Source organism: Pseudomonas azerbaijanoccidentalis (assembly GCF_019145495.1).
In the GTDB taxonomy this organism is placed as follows: domain Bacteria; phylum Pseudomonadota; class Gammaproteobacteria; order Pseudomonadales; family Pseudomonadaceae; genus Aquipseudomonas; species Aquipseudomonas azerbaijanoccidentalis.
Genome location: NZ_JAHSTU010000002.1, coordinates 97,545 through 115,129, shown reverse-complemented (window position 1 = coordinate 115,129; position 17,585 = coordinate 97,545). Strand labels below are relative to the sequence as shown.

Sequence of the window (17,585 nt, the reverse complement as noted above, 5' to 3'; positions counted from 1 at the left end):
CAGTTTAGCTCAGCCCTTGAGCTTCTCGGCAATCCAGATGGTATGGCGGGTGCCCTTGTTGCCATGGGCGAACACCTGCACTTCTTCAGCCTTGAAGCCGGCTTTTTTCAGTTTGTCGGAAAACTGCCGGTCTGCGCTGGCCGACCAGACCGCCAGCACGCCTTTGGGACGCAGGGCCTTGGCGCAGGCACTGAGTCCGCCGGCAGAATAGAGCCAACTGTTGGCGCGTTGGGTCAGGCCTTCGGGGCCGTTGTCGACATCGAGCATGATTGCGTCGAAGCCTTGCGGTTCGGCTTGCAGCACTTTGGCCACGTCTTCCATGCGGATGACCGTGCGCGGGTCCTGTAGCGGGTTGCCGGCTTTCTCGCCCAAGGGGCCACGGTTCCACTCCACCACCCCAGGCACCAGCTCGGCGACCACCACTTCGGCGGTCTTGCCCAGGTGCTTGAGTGCCGAAGCGAGGGTGAAGCCCATGCCCAGGCCACCAATCAACACCCGTGAGTTCGGACGACCGGCGACCTTGCGGCAGGGAATCTCGGCCAGGGCATCTTCGGACCCGTGCATGCGCGTGTTCATCAACTGCCCGCCGTCACCGCCCTGGATCTTGATGACGAAATCCTCGCCATACTCGAACAGGCACAAAGCGCCGCCGTTCTCGGGAATGGGGGCGGTATCGAGTAGAACGAAACGTTTCATGGGGCTCACTTGAAGAAAAATGGCAGTACAGGGAGAAGGCAAACTGACGCAGTTGGGAGTAGCCTGCAAATGACAACAAGGCCAACGGAGCCATTGATGAAGCGCACCATTCTAACGGTCATTGCCCTGGCCGCGCTCTCGATTACTGCAGTGCAGGCCCAACAGCTGCAATCCCTTCCCGTCAGCCCCGCCCCCATGCCCGGTTCACCGGGGACCGCGACGCCTACGCCGTATCCGCAAATCAGCCCGGCGCCCTTGCCCAAGGTCGGTCCCGGCAGTGGCGGGCCGCCGTTGGTGCCGATTGAAAGGCCGAGCCCGCCGGTCAAGGACCAGCCGTTGCCGGGCCTTGATTCGAATCCGCCGAAAGCCAAGTCGCCCGGTGGTTAGACTTGCTGCGTCAGCAATTGCCCATCCGCCATGCGCAGGCGTTTGGAAAGCGCGACAGCGAGGGCGCGGATGATCTTGGCGGCGATTTTCGGTGCGTCGTTGAGCATTTTTTCCAGCGAATCCTTGCCCAGGTTGAGCAACTGACAGTTGCTCGCCGCCACGCAACTGGCTGAACGCCGTTCGCCATCGAGCACGGCCATCTCGCCAAACGAGCGACCGCTGCGCAAGGTGGCAATGGTCACCTGCTGGCCGTCACTGGTGGTCTTCTGCACGGCCACCTGGCCGGTGTGGATGATGCACATGAAACTGCCGGCATCACCCTCGTGGAAAATCTCTTCGCCCTGGGCAATGGTGCTGATGCTGAAGTAGCCCGAAGCCGCGGCAAAGTCTGCTGGCAGCAGCTGGTTGAACAGGCCGCAGTCCATCAGCCAGTCGCGGATTTCGTTGTTCAATAAGGTCGGTTCTGACATGTCGTGACAGTCTTTTGTGTTTGTTATTTCGCAACGGGTGACATTTTGTAGAAGAGCCCGTCTTCGGGTTTGGTGTCGGGAATTAAGACCGGCTCATCGAATCAAGTTCCTCAGTTAATCCCCAAAACCTTGAACAAAAATGCGTATTCGAGTGCTACGTCACGCAATCCCTGATATCGCCCGCTCATCCCGCCATGGCCGGCGCCCAGTTCGGTCTTGAGCAGCAGCGGGTGAGTGTCGGTTTTGGTGGCGCGCAATTTCGCCACCCACTTGGCCGCCTCCCAATACTGCACGCGGCTGTCGTTGTAGCCGGCGATGACCAGCGTGGCCGGATAGGCCTGTGCGGTGACGTTTTCATACGGCGCGTAAGCCTTGATCCGATCATAGACCTCCGGCTCTTCCGGGTTACCCCACTCGTCGTATTCGGTGACGGTCAGTGGCAGATCAGGGTCGAGCATGGTGTTGAGCACGTCGACGAACGGCACTTCGGCAATCGCCGCCCCGAACAGCTCCGGGCGTTGGTTGAGCACCGCGCCGATCAACAGGCCTCCGGCGCTGCCGCCGCTGATCGCCAATTGTGGCGCGGTGGTCAGGCCATTGGCGATCAGGTGCTCGGCGCAGGCAATAAAGTCGCTGAAGGTGTTCTGCTTGTGTTCCTGCTTGCCGGCGCGATACCAGGCTTCACCCAATTCGCCACCGCCGCGTACGTGGGCAATGGCAAACGCCATGCCGCGATCGAGCAGGCTCAGACGCGCGTGGGAGAACCACGGGTCGAGGCTCTCGCCATAGGCGCCGTAGCCATACAGGTACAGCGGCACCGGTTTGCCAAGGGCTTCACGCTTGATCACCAGGCTGATCGGCACCAGCGTGCCGTCGGGCGCGGTGGCCCACAGGCGCTGGCTGACGTAGGCATCGGCGTCGAACGGGCCGAGCACCGGCGTTTGCTTGAGGACCTGCTGCTCGCCATTATCCAGTTGCAGTTGGCGGATCTGCGCCGGACGGTTCAGCGCTTCATAACGCAGGCGGATCCGCTCGCTGACGAACTCCAGGGTGTTTTGCACATGCAGGCTGTACGCCGCGTCCGGCAATTGCACCCGGTAGCTCGGCAGGTCTTGCGGATGGACTTCGATGATCGGCAGGCCACCTTCACGCAGACTGAGGGTCATGGCGCCGGCATTCAGGCTCATGCCATCGATCATCACCGTGTCGCTGTGGGGGATCAGGATTTGCCATTGCGCCTCGATCGGCGCCACGCCGGTATCGACAGCGGTGTATAGCGCAAAGTTGATGCCGTCGCGGTTGGTGCGGATGAACCAGGTCCATTGGCCGTCGAGTGCGCCGTGGTCGACGTCGTACTCGTGGTCTTCGACCCTTGGCGCGATACAGGAAAAGTCTTGTTGCGGCTGGTTGGCGTCGAGCACCCAGACTTCGCTGGTGGTCTTGCTGCCAACGGACAGCAGCAGTTGCTGTTCGGAGCTTGCACGGTAGCAATGCATGAAGAAGCGGCCGTCCGGCTCATGGAACACTTCCTCAGCCGCCGTGCCATCCAGTCGATAGCGGTACAGCTTGTGCGGGCGATGGGTGTCGTCCAGTTCGCCGAAGAACAGCGTCAGGCTGTCGTTGGCCCAGGTCATGCTGCCGTCGCAGTCCTGGAATTCCAGTTCACTGACCCGGCCGTCGGACAATTCCTTCACGAACAACGTGTAAATCTCATCGCCCGTGGCGTCGATGCTGTAGGCCAGGCGCTGGTGATCGGGGCTGATGCTGAACGCCCCGAGGGAAAAGAAGCCGCCGTTGGCCAGCACGTTCGGGTCCAGCAACAGTTGTTCCCGGCTTTCGTCGAGGGTCAGGCTGTCGTCGGCCGGGCGCGGGCAGCGGTAGTGACGGGCGTATTCGTCACCCGCCGTGGTGCGGGTGTAATACAGATAGGGCCCCCATGGCGAGGGCAGGGACAGGTCGGTTTCGAGAATCCGCCCCTTGATCTCCTCGAACAGGGTTTCGCGCAGTTCGGCCTGATCGGCGGTTTGCGCTTGCTGATAGCTGTTTTCAGCCTTGAGGTAGTCGAGCACCGCATCGGTGTCGCGCTCCTGCAGCCAGGCATACGGGTCGGAGCCTTCGGCCTTGTGGGCGATCGGGGCGTCGCAAATGTTGGCGGATGTGGGCATGAAGGGCTCTCGAACAATGTACTGAATAGGGGTTGGCAACCTGTAGGAGCTGCCGAAGGCTGCGATCTTTTGATCCTGATTTTTCAAGATCAAAAGATCGCAGTCTGCGGCGGTTCCTACATGAAGGAGCCTGACGGGCGAAAAGCCGTTATCATAAGCGCCTCTTTGCCTGCCTTGCCATGGACACCATGACCGAGAACGACTATCTGATCGCTTGGGGCCTCTACGCCTTTGCCGCTTTGGGCTGCCTGTTGGTGTGGATGCGCATTACCCGCTGGATGTGGCGTTGGCTGCGTGAGCCGCTGCGGTTGCTGGTGGCGGTGTTGCTCTTCAGCCCGACCATCATCGACCCAGTGAAGGAAAAGGTCGCCCCGGCCATTGCCATTACCGCTCTGGACCTGCTGTTCAAGGTCGGCAACAACGCCTGGCGGGCGATTTCCGACCTGTTCATGTACGGCATGATCGCCTTCGGCATTTACCTGGTGTTCGTGGCCATTCGTTTCCCCTTCGAACGCGCCGCCAATGCCCGCAAGGAACAGGCCGCCGCCGCCAAAGCCGCTGCCCGCGCCGATGATCAGGAAGAGGAGCACGCGTTCGGCGGTGCCGGTGATGATCGCTACGGTCGTCCGCCGGTGCCGAGCAATCCCCAGCGGATGCGAGTCGAACCCCGTCTGTAACATTGCCCCTGCCATTGAGCGAGAGTCCGAGCATGTGTGAGTTATTGGGCATGAGCGCCAATGTCCCGACCGATATCGTGTTCAGCTTTACCGGGCTGATGCAGCGCGGCGGGCGTACCGGCCCGCACCGTGACGGCTGGGGCATCGCCTTCTACGAGGGTCGCGGCCTGCGGCTGTTCCAGGACCCGGCAGCGAGCTGCGAGTCGGAAGTGGCCAACCTGGTGCAGCGTTATCCGATCAAGAGCGAAGTGGTGATCGGGCACATCCGCCAGGCCAACGTCGGCAAGGTCTGCCTGTCCAACACCCACCCGTTCGTCCGTGAACTGTGGGGACGCAACTGGTGTTTCGCCCATAACGGCCAGCTGGCGGACTTTCAGCCGAAAGCCAGTTTCTATCGCCCGGTTGGCGATACCGACAGCGAAGCGGCATTTTGCGATTTGCTCAATCGCGTGCGGGCAGCGTTCCCTGAGCCGGTCGAGGTCGAAGAACTGCTGCCGGATCTGGTGGCCGCTTGCGCCGAATATCGCAGCAAAGGCGTGTTCAACTGCCTGCTCAGCGACGGTGACTGGTTGTTTTGCTATTGCTCGACCAAGCTGGCGCAAATCACCCGCCGTGCTCCATTTGGTCCGGCCCGCTTGAAGGATGTCGATGTGATCGTCGATTTCCAGGCCGAAACCACACCCAACGACGTGGTGACGGTGATCGCCACCGAACCGCTGACCGAAAACGAAACCTGGACCCGTTACGAACCGGGTCAATGGAGCCTGTGGCGACGCGGTGAATGCGTCAGTCAGGGCCAGACCTCTTAAGGACTACTCCCCATGTTGCTCAGTTATCTACGGCTGGTGTTGTTCGCGGCGGGACTGTTGATTGGTGTCCAGGTGCCGGGGTTCATCAACGATTACGCCAAGCGGGTCGAAGCGCATCTGATCGAGGCGCAGACCGGTTTGAGCGGGTTTCAGAACACCGCCAATCAGTTTTTCAAGGGTGACATGCAGGCATTGGTGGCCCATTACCGCGCCAGCGAAGACCCGATCTTTCGCAGCGATGCCGATAGCCTGAGCAACCTGCTGACCCGCCAGGTGGCGCTGGATAAACAGTTCCAGGCGATGCAAGGCCCGTGGTACATCCGGTTCCTGCAAGTGGTGCTGGCGGCCGACCCGGACATCCGCAAGGAAACCTGGAATGGCTACAGCTACCAGATCCTGCTGACCCCGGAAGCGATGATCTGGGGCATGAGCGGCGCGTTGCTGCTGTCGTTCGGGATCGAGTGCCTGTTCCGGCTGATCGACTGGGTGGTGCTGGGCGGCAAACGCCTGCGCCAGAGCCGGCCGATTGAAGAGCGCGATTTGCGCGGGTTGTAAGATCAACATCAAAAGATCGCAGCCTTCGGCAGCTCCTACAGGGATCCGCCCCCGACGCGTTCCCCTGTAGGAGCTGCCGCAGGCTGCGATCTTTTGATTTTCAACGATTCAACACGATGTAATTCTCACCAACCTTCCGCGCATACCCTTCCAGCACCTGCTGACACAACGCCACAATTTCCTCGACCCACTCAACGCCCACCCGCCACGACACCACCACCTGCAAGTCCGGTGGCCGCTGATCGATATCCAGCAAGGTCAATTCCCCGCGCGCCAATTCTTCGGCCACCAGCACCGGCGGCAACGCGCCAATGCCAAAGCCGTCACGCAGCAACCGGGTAATCGCCGACACCGAGTTCACGCAGTTCAGGCGCGGCGCGGTCACGCCATTGGCCTGCATCAGCGCCAGCACTTCCTGGTGTGGGTGAGAGTTTTTCGAGTAGGTGATGATTCGTTCGTTCGCCAGATCAGCGATGCCCGAATACTCACGGTTGTAGAGGGAGTTGCTGGCAACGATCCAGCCCATCGGATGACTTGCCAGTTCCAGGCTGCGCACACTTTCCTGACGCAGCAGGTCGGTTTGCAGGATCACATCGAGGAAGCCTTTTTGCAGCTGATCGCAGAGGTTCAGCGAGGTATCGGCCACCAATTCGATTTCCACCAGCGGATAGTGATCCGTCATCTGCGCCACCAACGGGCTGAGCCAGGTGTGGATCACCGTGTCCATCACGCCGATGCGTATGCGCCCGGCCTTGCTCGAACGGGTTTCGATCGACTGCTTGAGCGCCTGCATGGTGTCCATCATCTGCTCGGCGTAATCGAGCACTTTCAAGCCTTCGGGCGTCAGGCTCACGCCGCGCGAATCACGCAGAAACAGCTTCACCCCCAGCTCGCTTTCGAGCACGGCGATGCGGCTGGAAATCGACGCCTGGGTGGTGAAGAGCTTGTCGGCGGTCAGGCGAAAACTCTTGAGTCGGGCGACCCAGACAAAGGTCTCGAGGAACTTCAGGTTCATGGGATCAAGTTTTTCTTATGGCTAGGACGGGGTTTTATTAGTTGGACGGGGCAGGGCGGCGCGACCAAAAATCGACGCATCCGGTTCCCACGATAGGCGTCGTCGGGGCTCAGAACAATACCAATAAAATCAGCGCGGAGATTTGCCATGAGTGCGCCCGACACCCCCTTCGTCTCGAAAGCCTCGGCCCGTCCGGGACCTTTCGACTGGTATCGCAACATCAATCAGCAGGAACGCCGCACCTTCTGGAGCTGCAAGATCGGCTAAGGCCTGGACGGCATGGACACCCAGATGCTCAGCTTCGTGGTGCCGACCCTGATTGCCATGTGGGGCATCACCACCGGCCAGGCCGGCTTGATCCATACCAGTACGTTGATCGCTTCGGCCATTGGTGGCTGGGTGGCGGGCATTCTCTCCGACCGCATCGGCCGGGTGCGCACCTTGCAACTGACGGTGTTGTGGTTTGCCTTCTTCACCTTCCTCTGCGGGTTCGCGCAGAACTACGAACAACTGTTGATCGCCCGCACGCTGATGGGCTTTGGTTTCGGCGGTGAATGGACGGCCGGCGCGGTGCTGATCGGCGAAGTGATTCGCGCCCAGGACCGTGGCAAGGCTGTTGGCATGGTGCAATCCGGTTGGGCGCTCGGTTGGGGGCTGACGGCGATTCTGTACGCGCTGTTGTTCTCGGTATTACCACCGGAAGATGCCTGGCGGGCGCTGTTCATCCTTGGCATCGTGCCGGCGATTTTCGTGATCTTTGTCCGTCGCTTGGTGAAAGACCCGGAAATCTACCGCGAAGCCAAGGCCAAACAAGAAGCGAGTAACCCGTCGAAGTTCTACGAGATCTTCGCCCCCGGCATGCTCTTCACCACGATTCGTGCTTCGCTGCTGACCACCGGTGCGCTGGGCGGTTACTACGCGATCACGTCCTGGCTGCCGACTTTCCTGAAGAACGAACGCGGCTTGAGCGTACTCGGCACTGGCGGTTATCTGGCGATGGTGATCGTCGGTTCCTACGTCGGCTATGTCATCAGCGCTTATTTGACTGACATCCTCGGTCGCAAGAAAAACTTCATTCTGTTCGCGGTGGGTTCGTTCACCATCGTGCTGCTCTACACCCAACTGCCGGTCAGTAACGGCGTGATGCTGTGGCTGGGCTTTCCGCTGGGCTTCTTCGCTTCGGGGATTTTCAGTGGCATGGGTGCGTTCCTGACCGAGTTGTTCCCGACGCGCATTCGCGGCTCGGGCCAGGGTTTTTGCTACAACATCGGCCGGGCGCTGGCGGCGTTGTTTCCCCTGTTGATTGGCCTGCTCAGCCAGACCGTGCCGCTGAGCGTGGGCATCGGTGCCTTCGCGGCAGTGTCCTACGGCGTGGTGATTCTGGCGGCCCTGAGCCTGCCGGAAACCCGTGGCAAGCAACTCGACGCCCAGTAACTGATAACCTGCGGGCCTGTCTGACAGATATGTCCCGCAGCTAAAAAGAATAAAACCTACAGGAGTGTTCATCGTGAGCCGCCTGCTATTGAACTGCGACATCGGCGAGAGCTTCGGCAACTGGACCATGGGTCTGGACGCCGAGGTCATGCCCTTCATCGATTGCGCCAACATCGCCTGCGGCTTTCACGCCGGTGACCCGAGCATCATGCGCAAGACCGTCAGCCTGGCCCTGAGCCATGGCGTGCAGATTGGCGCGCATCCGGCCTATCAGGATCTGGTGGGGTTCGGCCGCCGCTCCATGGCCTACGCCACCCAGGAACTTCAGGACATTCTGCATTACCAGATCGGCGCCCTCGACGGCATTTGCCGGGCTCAGGGCGGTCGGGTGAGCTACGTCAAACCCCACGGTGCGATGTACAACGACATGATGGCCAACCCGGCGCAATTGCGCGCCGTGCTGCAAGCCGTGGCGTCCTATGACCGCAACCTGCCATTGATGCTGATGGCGACCAAGGACAACAGCGCCGCGCAGCAATTGGGCGATGAATATGGCGTGACCCTGTGGTTCGAGGCCTTCGCCGATCGCGCCTACGACAGCGCGGGCATGCTGGTCTCGCGACAGCTGCCGGGTGCGGTGCATCACGATCCGGAAAAAATCATCGATCAGGCGCTGACCATTGCTCGTGGCGACAATCTCACCGCCAGCGACGGCAGTGCCCTGCATTTGCAGGCCAACACCCTTTGCGTGCACGGCGACAACGCCAGTTCGGTGGCCGCCGTACAACGCATCCGCCAAGCCTTGAACCAGCAGAGCGCGTCATGAAACTGCGGGTGGAAGTGGTCGCGCTCGATTGCCTGATGGTGCGCCTGTTCGATGAGATAGCCGAAGCCAACATGCCGTGGATGCTCGCGGCCAGCGAAAGTCTGCGGGCGGCGTTTGCTGAACATTTGATCGATCTGGTGCCGTCCTATACGACATTGATGGTGCATTACGACCTGAACGCTTTGAGCCCGGCACAGGCGCGGGAGTTGATCGCTGACGCGTTGATCGACCTGTCGCCCAATGCGCGCACTCGCGGCACCTGTCACGTGCTGCCCGTGTGGTACGACTTGAGCGTCGGCCCAGAGCTGAGCCTGTTGTCGCAGCGCAGTGGGGTGGCGGTGGAGGAGGTGATCCGTCGTCACAGCGAGCGTGAGTATCAGGTGTTTGCCCTGGGTTTTGCGCCGGGCTTTGCGTTCATGGGGCTCGTGGAAGAAGTGTTGGCCGCACCGCGCCTGAACACGCCACGCAAGAAAGTCGCCGCTGGCAGTGTCGGCATCGCTGAACGACAGACGGCAGCTTACCCGGTGGTCTCACCAGGGGGCTGGAACCTGATCGGCCGCACACCGGCAAAATTGTTCGACCGCAACCGCGATGGCTACAGCTTGATGCAACCGGGTGACACTGTGCGGTTTGAGGCTGTCGGTCATGCCGAGTTCATCAATCTGGGTGGCGACGACACACCTTTGGAGGCCCAGGCATGAGCCGGTTGATGATTGAAGCGAGTACGCCGCTGTGCCTGTTGCAGGATGCCGGTCGATTCGGCGTGCGGCATCTGGGCGTGACACAGGGCGGCGCGGCTGATTGGCGCTCGATGTCGTGGGCCAACTGGCTGCTGGGCAACGGGCTGGATGCGCCCGCGATCGAAATCACCCTCGGCGGGTTCACCGTGGTGGCCGAGGACGACTGCGTGCTGGCGCTGGCCGGGGCGGACCTGGGCGCTCAAGTGGACGGCGAGGCGCTCGCACCGTGGCGCAGTTTCCGACTGCACAAAGGTCAGTGTTTGCAGTTCACCCAGCCGTTACTGGGCGCACGTTCGTATCTGGCGGCACCGGGCGGGTTCGATGCGCCGAAGGTGTTGGGCAGCAGCGCGACGGTGGTCCGCGAAGAACTCGGCGGGCTGGATGGCATGGGCCGGGCGCTGAGCAAAGGCGCGGGTTTGAGCTATTCGGGCAATTCGGTGATGTTGCTGCGGGAGCTGACTGCAGACCAGCGGCCAAATCTGAATCTTGATGCGCCGTTGGACCTGGTCCTCGGTGCGCAAATCGGTGAGTTCAGCGGGCAGAGCCTGTTCGATGCGTTCAACAGCCAATGGTGCCTCGACAGCCGCGCCGACCGGATGGGCATTCGTCTGCTGGGCACGGCGTTGCAGTATCAGGGTAAACCGATGATTTCCGAGGGCATTCCGTTGGGTGCCGTTCAAGTGCCACCGGACGGGCAACCGATTGTGTTGCTCAATGACCGGCAGACCATTGGTGGCTATCCACGACTGGGGGCGTTGACGCCGTTGGCGCTGGCGCGATTGGCGCAGTGTTTGCCGGGGGCGCAGGTGCGGTTGCGGCCGGTGGTGCAGGATGTGGCCCATCGTGAACAGGTCGAGTATTTGCAGCGTTTTACGCGTTGAAGATCAAAAGATCGCAGCCTGCGGCAGCTCCTACACCGATCTCTGTAGGAGCTGCCGCAGGCTGCGATCTTTGAGGCCGTCATTCGGTTACTTGGAAAGAAACCGCATCCCTTCCTCCAATCCCCGAAGGGTCAGCGGATACATCTGGTCGTCAATCAAGTCCCGCACGATATTGGTCGACGAGGTATAGCCCCAGGTGTCCTTCGGATACGGGTTGATCCAGATGAGCTTCTTGTACTTCTCCTTGAACCGCTGCATCCACACGTAACCGGCTTCTTCGTTCCAGTGCTCGACGCTGCCGCCCGCCTGGGTGATTTCATAGGGGGCCATGGCGGCGTCACCGATGAAAATCACTTTGTAGTCGGCGCCGTACTTGTGCAGCAGGTCCATGGTCGAGGTGCGCTCGGACGTGCGACGCATGTTGTTCTTCCACACCGATTCATAAATGAAGTTGTGGAAGTAGAAGTACTCCAAATGCTTGAACTCGGTCTTGCAGGCCGAGAACAACTCTTCGCAAATCTTTACGTGCGCATCCATCGAGCCGCCGATGTCGAACAGCAGCAACAGTTTGACGGTGTTGCGTCGCTCCGGTCGCATCTGGATGTTCAGCAGACCGGCGTCCTTGGCGGTGTGGTCGATGGTGCCATCGATGTCCAGTTCTTCCGCCGCACCCTGACGGGCAAATTTGCGCAAGCGGCGCAGGGCGACCTTGATGTTGCGCGTACCCAGCTCCACCGAGTCGTCGAGGTTCTTGTACTCGCGCTGGTCCCAGACTTTGGCGGCCTTGCCCTGGCGCTTGCCGGCGTCGCCGACCCGTATGCCTTCCGGGTTGAAACCACCGGAGCCGAAGGGGCTGGTGCCGCCGGTACCGATCCATTTGTTGCCGCCGGCGTGGCGTTCCTTCTGTTCCTCCAGGCGCTTCTTGAATTCTTCGATCAGCTTGTCCAGGCCACCGAGGGACTGGATCGCCGCGCGCTCTTCGTCGGTCAGGGAGCGCTCGAATTCCTTGCGCAGCCAGTCTTCCGGGATCAGCGCTTGCAGGTGATCGTCGAGTTTTTCCAGGCCGTTGAAATAGGCACCAAAGGCCCGGTCGAACTTGTCGAAATGCTTTTCGTCCTTCACCAGGATTGCCCGGGACAAGTAGTAAAACTCGTCCATGTCGGCGAAGGTCACGCGCTGTTTCAGCGCGTTGATCAGGTCGAGCAGTTCACGCACCGAGACCGGCACCTTGGCTGCGCGCATTTCATTGAAGAGGTTGAGCAGCATGGCATCAGCCTCTTATCGACTGCCGCGACGGCTCATGAACGCCAGACGCTCCAGCAGTTGCACGTCCTGTTCGTTCTTCACCAAGGCGCCGGCCAGCGGCGGGATGGCTTTGGTCGGATCGCGCTCGCGCAGCACCGCTTCGCCGATGTTGTCGGCCATCAGCAGCTTCAGCCAGTCCACCAGCTCGGAGGTCGAAGGCTTTTTCTTCAGGCCCGGCACTTTGCGCACGTCGAAGAACACGTCCAGCGCTTCGCTGACCAGGTCTTTCTTGATGTCCGGATAGTGCACGTCGACAATTTTTTGCAGGGTGGTGCGGTCGGGGAAGGCGATGTAGTGGAAGAAGCAGCGACGCAGGAAGGCGTCCGGTAGCTCTTTCTCGTTGTTGGAGGTAATGATGATGATCGGGCGTTTCTTGGCCTTGATGGTCTCGTCGATCTCGTAAACGTAGAACTCCATCTTGTCGAGTTCTTGCAGCAGGTCGTTCGGGAACTCGATGTCGGCCTTGTCGATTTCGTCGATCAGCAGGATCACCCGCTCATCGGATTCGAAGGCTTCCCAGAGCTTGCCTTTTTTCAGGTAGTTACGAACATCGTGGACTTTTTCCGTGCCCAGTTGCGAATCGCGCAGGCGGCTGACCGCATCGTACTCGTACAGGCCTTGATGGGCCTTGGTGGTGGATTTGATGTGCCAGGTAATCAGCTTGGCACCAAAGGATTCGGCCAATTGCTCGGCGAGCATGGTCTTGCCGGTGCCCGGTTCGCCCTTGACCAGCAGCGGCCGCTCCAGGGTGATGGCGGCGTTGACCGCCAGCTTCAGGTCATCGGTGGCGACGTAGGCCTGGGTGCCTTCGAACTTCATCTGCTAATCCTCGAACGGTAACGCCGACCTGAACGAGGCAGGGCGGGGCGCAATAAATGGTCAGCCCCGACTATAACGCGCTGCCCGGTCGACTGTGAACGCAGACGGCTTATTCAGTCTCTGAATGGAGCGTCACATCTTGACTCAGTCGGCCTCCGGTTTCGGTCGTTCATACCGCGCATTGAACGCCTGGACGAAACCATTGCGTAAAATCTGCAAAAACGCTTCGAACGCGCTGATATCGCTTTGATGCACACTGCCGCTGAGTTCGACCCGCGTCGCGAACTGGTTTTTGCCCTGATTCTTCAGAACGGTTTCGGTGCCACCGACCAGAGCTTCCCACACGGAACGAAATAGTCCTTTATTTTTGTTTTCCACATCTTGCTGCCAGTTGAATACATCGACGTCACGCAACAGCGGTTTGATGTAGCCCTTGAGTCGGCCTTTGTTGGCTTCGGCTTCGATGACCACATCGCCGTGGCCGGCGTTGAAGTCGAACTTGCCATAGGCGGAAGCGAAGTCGTTCATGCGTTTGAGCTCGATATCCTTGGCCCGCATGCGAAATTCGAAGTCTTCGAAGTTGCTCAGGGGATCGAACGTGGCGGTGGTTTCCAGTGGTGCATGCCCCAGCAGAAGGGCTTTGCCTTCAAAACGGGCGTCGCGCTTGCCTTTGGTGTCGACCACGTTGGTCAGGTTGAAAATGCTGGCGTCGACATTTGTGGCATTCATGTTCACGGGTGGTTTGGAATTGAAGTTGCGGAAGGTGATCTTGCCGTCATTGATCCGCACCTCGTTCAAAGTGATCGGCAACAATTTGCCCAGTTGGGCGCGCCAGTCGGTGCCCTGGCCGGTTTGGGAGTTCTGTTTGTTGGCGCCACCGTCGACGAAGTTCACTTCAGGCTTGATGAACTGGACTTCGGCGACCACGGCATGGTCGTACCAGAGCGAATGCCAGCTGACCGAGAGGTCGATCAGCGGTGCATTGACGAACGGCACGGGGACTTTGCCATCGACCTTGACGATTTTCAGTCCGTTGATTTTGTAGGCGCCGCGCCACAGGGCCAGGTCCACATCGACAATCTGGCCGCGATAGTCACCCATGTTCGCCAGTTTGTCGTTCAGGTAGTCACGCACCAGGTACGGCAACGCGAAGTGCAGGGCAATCAGCACCACAACGAGGCCGGCGAGGGTCCATAGCGGCCAGCGGTATCGACGTTTCATAGTGGTAAATCTCTGGCGATCTAAAGCCATTGACTGCGCCGGCAACCGGACGTTCGACCTGACTGGACGCCTACGGGCAAGAGGCTTACCTTGATGCCCTATTTCAATGCTGTCGTTAAGGACCCAGCCATGAGCCGTATTTTTGCTGACAACGCCCATTCCATCGGCAATACACCGCTGGTGCAGATCAACCGGATTGCCCCGCGCGGGGTGACCATCCTGGCCAAGATCGAGGGGCGTAACCCCGGTTATTCGGTCAAGTGCCGCATCGGCGCCAACATGATCTGGGATGCCGAAAGCACCGGTAAACTCAAGCCGGGCATGACCATTGTCGAACCCACGTCGGGTAATACCGGTATTGGCCTGGCCTTCGTTGCCGCCGCACGAGGCTATAAATTGATGCTGACCATGCCGGCATCGATGAGCATCGAGCGACGCAAGGTGCTCAAGGCGCTGGGCGCGGAGTTGGTGTTGACCGAGCCGGCCAAAGGGATGAAGGGTGCCATCGAAAAGGCCGGGGAAATCGTCGCCAGCGATCCGTCCACTTATTTCATGCCGTCACAGTTCGATAACCCTGCAAACCCGGCCATTCATGAAAAAACCACCGGTCCGGAAATCTGGAACGATACCGATGGCGCGGTGGATGTTTTGGTATCGGGTGTCGGAACAGGTGGAACCATTACCGGTGTGTCGCGGTATATCAAGAATACCCAGGGCAAACCGATTCTTTCGGTGGCGGTAGAACCGGCCGTTTCGCCGGTGATTACCCAGTCGCTGGCCGGGCAGGAAATCAAGCCGAGCCCCCACAAGATCCAGGGTATCGGTGCCGGTTTTGTGCCGAAGAACCTCGACCTGTCGATCGTGGACCGCGTGGAACTGGTGAGCGACGAAGAATCGAAGGCCATGGCCCTGCGATTGATGCAGGAAGAGGGCATTCTGTGCGGCATTTCCTGCGGCGCAGCGATGGCGGTGGCGGTGCGGTTGGCCGAAACCCCGGAAATGCAGGGTAAAACCATCGTGGTGATTCTGCCGGACTCTGGGGAGCGTTACTTGTCGAGCATGCTGTTCAGCGATCTGTTTACCGAGCAGGAGAACCAGCAGTAAACCTGGGTATTCGGGTGATGGTGGAGAAGGGGCACAAGCCTTCTCCATCAAGGCTGATTTACGTCAGCCGGCGTTCAGGCCCGTTCTGTTAACAATGGCTTTGTTGCGCAATTGTTAACACTGAATGTTGGCTCAGGCGGTTTTTTCCCTTGGTGGGTAATGTTTATCATGGCGCTGCGACGCCGGGTAAATGGCGTTGTGCAACGTGTTTATTACCAAGGAGTTGTTGATGACCTTTTCCTTTGCCGCGAAGGCGTCGTTGTTGCTGCTGTTTCTGGGCAGTACCCTCTATGTGCATTTACGTGGCAAGGCTCGTTTGCCGGTCCTGCGTCAGTTCGTCAACCACTCGGCGTTGTTTGCCCCCTACAACGCCTTGATGTACCTGTTCTCCGGCGTGCCTTCAAAACCCTATCTGGACCGCAGCCGGTTTCCTGAACTGGATGTGCTCAAGAACAATTGGGAAGCCATTCGCGACGAAGCGATGCACCTGTTCGACGAGGGGTATATCCGCGCCGCCGAGAAAAACAACGACGCCGGGTTCGGCTCGTTCTTCAAGAAAGGCTGGAAGCGTTTCTATCTCAAGTGGTACGACAAACCCTTGCCCTCGGCAGAGCTGCTGTGCCCGAAAACAGTGGAGCTGGTCAGCAGCATTCCCAATGTCAAAGGCGCGATGTTTGCGCTGCTTCCGGGCGGCAGCCATCTCAACCCGCATCGCGACCCGTTTGCCGGTTCCCTGCGTTATCACTTGGGCCTGTCGACCCCCAATTCCGACGATTGCCGCATCTTCGTCGACGGTCAGGAATATGCCTGGCGCGACGGCGAAGACGTGATGTTCGACGAGACCTATGTGCACTGGGTCAAGAACGAAACCAACAAGACTCGGGTCATCCTGTTCTGCGATATCGAGCGTCCCCTGAGCAATCGATTGATGACTCGCATCAACCGTTCGATCAGCGCTTTCCTGGGCCGCGCCACCGCACCACAAAACCTTGATGATGAACGGGTAGGCGGAATCAATCAGGCTTACGCCTGGAGCAAGAACGCCAGCGACAAGTTCAGTGGCGCAGTCAAACAGTGGAAACGCAGCAATCCCAAGGCTTACCGAGTGCTGCGGCCTGTGTTGGCTGCGGTGGTGTTGGCGTTGTTGGGGTATTGGTTGTTTGGGTGATGAGAGTCATAAGAACGGATATATCCCAATGCTACAGGTTGCATCGCGGTGTAACTGAATGGCCCTTTGACCAAGTCATTGCAAACCGTGTCGGCGCGTGGTTATAGTCGACGCTCAGTGAGTTTCAGGACTCACTTTTTTATCCCCCCAATAAAGATCAGCCCAATGCCTGCATCCCACATCAACGCGGTAGTCGATTCAGCGGTCAACGCTGGCGTCGTGCCGTGCGGGAATCAGCAGCCGGGGCAGATCAGTCATTACCCCCCTCCTGTCAGTCGCACGCCGGTTTGCGCGGTGGTCTCGCCGCCGGGTGTTGGCGTTTCGGGCTGATCAGCGTTTCTGCTGAACCCCGCGCACACCTGAAAAACAACTGAATTTCAGCTTTGACTGAATTGGCTATTTGCCTGACTACAGGTGGTATTCATGTTTGTCCTTTCGAAAAAAACCGCGCTCGCGGCGGCGTCCACGAGCCTGTTCGTCCTGCTGTGGAGCAGCGGGGCGATCTTCTCCAAATGGGGCCTGGCCCACGCATCACCCTTTGCGTTTCTGTTGTTTCGCTTCGTCATTGCCTTGTGCGGTCTGGTGCTGCTGGTGCCGTTGTTCAAACTGAAATTGCCCAAGGGCGGCAGGCCGATGCTGTATGCGATGGCCACGGGTGTGGTGTTGTTGGGGGCCTATCAGATTTTCTATCTGCTGGCCCTGGATTTGAAAGTCACACCGGGTGTCATGGCAACGATCATGGGCGTGCAACCTATCCTCACCGTGGTGCTGATGGAGCGCCAGCGTTCCTGGAGCCGGATGTTTGGCCTGTCGCTGGGTTTGGCGGGGTTGATCATGGTGGTTTACCAGGGCATCGGTCTGGCCGGCATGTCGATGGCCGGGATGCTCTTCGGATTGCTGGCGCTGGCGAGCATGACGTTCGGTTCGATCATGCAAAAGCGCATCACCGATAACCCCCTCGGCACGCTGCCGGTGCAGTACCTCGCCGGGCTGTTGCTGTGTGGGATCTTCGTGCCGTTCCAGCCGTTTCACTTCGAGCACAGCGTCGGGTTTATCGTGCCGGTTTTGTGGATGGGGCTGGTGGTGTCGGTGCTGGCGACGTTGCTGCTTTACCGCTTGATTGCCCGGGGCAATCTGGTGAATGTCACCAGCCTGTTCTACCTGGTGCCCGCGGTGACGGCGGTGATGGATTACCTGTTTTTCGGCAATCGTCTGGCAACGTTGAGCATGCTGGGCATGCTGTTGATCATCGTCGGCCTGGTGTTTGTGTTCCGTAAAACGGCGTGACCCTGAAAAGGCCCGGAGCATTGCTC

Annotated in this window: 18 protein-coding genes and 1 pseudogene; 12 read left to right on the top strand and 7 right to left on the bottom strand. The window is 59.6% G+C overall.

Features of this window, described 5'->3' with window-relative positions:
* Positions 1 to 9 precede the first annotated feature (9 nt).
* The gene (locus KVG88_RS07040) at positions 10 to 696 is read right to left on the bottom strand and encodes a spermidine synthase (RefSeq protein ID WP_150704637.1); all 687 of its coding nucleotides are present in this window, start codon (positions 694 to 696) and stop codon (positions 10 to 12) included.
* Positions 697 to 792: 96 nt separating this feature from the next.
* Between KVG88_RS07040 and KVG88_RS07035 the strand changes: the two genes are divergently transcribed.
* Positions 793 to 1,083 (top strand): hypothetical protein, encoded by a 291-nt coding sequence (locus KVG88_RS07035; RefSeq protein WP_150704638.1) that lies wholly within the window; start codon positions 793 to 795, stop codon positions 1,081 to 1,083.
* On the opposite strand, the gene KVG88_RS07030 is transcribed toward KVG88_RS07035, so the two are convergent.
* Both KVG88_RS07030 and KVG88_RS07025 read right to left on the bottom strand, forming a co-directional pair.
* Positions 1,080 to 1,553, bottom strand: coding sequence for a cyclic nucleotide-binding domain-containing protein (locus KVG88_RS07030; RefSeq protein ID WP_150704639.1), 474 nt, complete (start codon positions 1,551 to 1,553; stop codon positions 1,080 to 1,082). The genes KVG88_RS07035 and KVG88_RS07030 overlap by 4 nt on opposite strands.
* A gap of 110 nt (positions 1,554 to 1,663) precedes the next feature.
* The gene (locus tag KVG88_RS07025) at positions 1,664 to 3,718 is read right to left on the bottom strand and encodes a S9 family peptidase (protein ID WP_217870950.1); all 2,055 of its coding nucleotides are present in this window, start codon (positions 3,716 to 3,718) and stop codon (positions 1,664 to 1,666) included.
* A gap of 179 nt (positions 3,719 to 3,897) precedes the next feature.
* Here KVG88_RS07025 and KVG88_RS07020 point away from each other — a divergent pair, with 179 nt between their 5' ends.
* The 3 genes from KVG88_RS07020 to KVG88_RS07010 are packed head-to-tail and all read left to right on the top strand — an operon-like array spanning position 3,898 to position 5,759.
* A complete protein-coding gene (locus KVG88_RS07020; RefSeq protein ID WP_150704641.1) occupies positions 3,898 to 4,395 on the top strand; it encodes an MFS transporter in 498 nt (165 codons plus the stop codon).
* 32 nt (positions 4,396 to 4,427) lie between these two features.
* On the top strand, positions 4,428 to 5,204 hold the full coding sequence (locus KVG88_RS07015) for a class II glutamine amidotransferase (RefSeq protein WP_150704642.1): 777 nt from the start codon (positions 4,428 to 4,430) through the stop codon (positions 5,202 to 5,204).
* Positions 5,205 to 5,216: 12 nt separating this feature from the next.
* Positions 5,217 to 5,759 (top strand): DUF2937 family protein, encoded by a 543-nt coding sequence (locus tag KVG88_RS07010; RefSeq protein WP_217870949.1) that lies wholly within the window; start codon positions 5,217 to 5,219, stop codon positions 5,757 to 5,759.
* A gap of 100 nt (positions 5,760 to 5,859) precedes the next feature.
* Here KVG88_RS07010 and KVG88_RS07005 read toward each other — a convergent pair whose 3' ends face one another.
* Complete coding sequence (locus KVG88_RS07005) at positions 5,860 to 6,774, bottom strand: LysR family transcriptional regulator (RefSeq protein ID WP_217870948.1); 915 nt, start codon at positions 6,772 to 6,774, stop codon at positions 5,860 to 5,862.
* A gap of 147 nt (positions 6,775 to 6,921) precedes the next feature.
* Between KVG88_RS07005 and KVG88_RS07000 the strand changes: the two are divergent.
* The 4 genes and pseudogenes from KVG88_RS07000 to KVG88_RS06985 all read left to right on the top strand — a co-directional run bounded on the left by KVG88_RS07000 (position 6,922) and on the right by KVG88_RS06985 (position 10,655).
* Positions 6,922 to 8,208, top strand: a pseudogene (locus tag KVG88_RS07000) (MFS transporter).
* A gap of 73 nt (positions 8,209 to 8,281) precedes the next feature.
* Complete coding sequence (locus tag KVG88_RS06995) at positions 8,282 to 9,034, top strand: 5-oxoprolinase subunit PxpA (protein ID WP_150704646.1); 753 nt, start codon at positions 8,282 to 8,284, stop codon at positions 9,032 to 9,034.
* Complete coding sequence (locus KVG88_RS06990) at positions 9,031 to 9,735, top strand: 5-oxoprolinase subunit B family protein (RefSeq protein WP_217870947.1); 705 nt, start codon at positions 9,031 to 9,033, stop codon at positions 9,733 to 9,735. The genes KVG88_RS06995 and KVG88_RS06990 overlap by 4 nt, the downstream gene beginning before the upstream one ends.
* Positions 9,732 to 10,655, top strand: a complete 924-nt coding sequence (locus tag KVG88_RS06985; RefSeq protein ID WP_217870946.1) for a 5-oxoprolinase subunit C family protein — start codon at positions 9,732 to 9,734, stop codon at positions 10,653 to 10,655. Before KVG88_RS06990 ends, KVG88_RS06985 begins: the two co-directional genes overlap by 4 nt.
* Before the next feature lie 87 nt (positions 10,656 to 10,742).
* Here the strand turns inward: KVG88_RS06985 and KVG88_RS06980 are convergent, their stop codons facing one another.
* The 3 genes from KVG88_RS06980 to KVG88_RS06970 all read right to left on the bottom strand — a co-directional run bounded on the left by KVG88_RS06980 (position 10,743) and on the right by KVG88_RS06970 (position 14,030).
* The gene (locus KVG88_RS06980) at positions 10,743 to 11,921 is read right to left on the bottom strand and encodes a vWA domain-containing protein (protein ID WP_056855987.1); all 1,179 of its coding nucleotides are present in this window, start codon (positions 11,919 to 11,921) and stop codon (positions 10,743 to 10,745) included.
* Between the two features lie 12 nt (positions 11,922 to 11,933).
* Entirely contained in the window at positions 11,934 to 12,779 is an 846-nt protein-coding gene (locus KVG88_RS06975) for an AAA family ATPase (protein ID WP_150704649.1), read from the bottom strand.
* A 144-nt stretch (positions 12,780 to 12,923) separates the two neighbouring features.
* Positions 12,924 to 14,030, bottom strand: a complete 1,107-nt coding sequence (locus KVG88_RS06970; RefSeq protein ID WP_437179939.1) for a DUF748 domain-containing protein — start codon at positions 14,028 to 14,030, stop codon at positions 12,924 to 12,926.
* A gap of 99 nt (positions 14,031 to 14,129) precedes the next feature.
* Between KVG88_RS06970 and cysK the strand changes: the two genes are divergently transcribed.
* From cysK to KVG88_RS06950, 4 genes are all read left to right on the top strand, one after another.
* A complete protein-coding gene (cysK, locus tag KVG88_RS06965) occupies positions 14,130 to 15,104 on the top strand; it encodes a cysteine synthase A (RefSeq protein WP_217870945.1) in 975 nt (324 codons plus the stop codon).
* Positions 15,105 to 15,333: 229 nt separating this feature from the next.
* The gene (locus tag KVG88_RS06960; protein ID WP_217870944.1) at positions 15,334 to 16,272 is read left to right on the top strand and encodes an aspartyl/asparaginyl beta-hydroxylase domain-containing protein; all 939 of its coding nucleotides are present in this window, start codon (positions 15,334 to 15,336) and stop codon (positions 16,270 to 16,272) included.
* A 165-nt stretch (positions 16,273 to 16,437) separates the two neighbouring features.
* Positions 16,438 to 16,602 carry a hypothetical protein gene (locus tag KVG88_RS06955; protein WP_191630533.1) on the top strand — a complete coding sequence of 55 codons (165 nt, stop codon included), beginning with the start codon at positions 16,438 to 16,440 and terminating at the stop codon, positions 16,600 to 16,602.
* A 93-nt stretch (positions 16,603 to 16,695) separates the two neighbouring features.
* Positions 16,696 to 17,559: a DMT family transporter gene (locus KVG88_RS06950; protein ID WP_217870943.1), complete on the top strand. Its 864-nt coding sequence runs from the start codon at positions 16,696 to 16,698 to the stop codon at positions 17,557 to 17,559.
* The last annotated feature ends 26 nt before the right edge of the window (positions 17,560 to 17,585 follow it).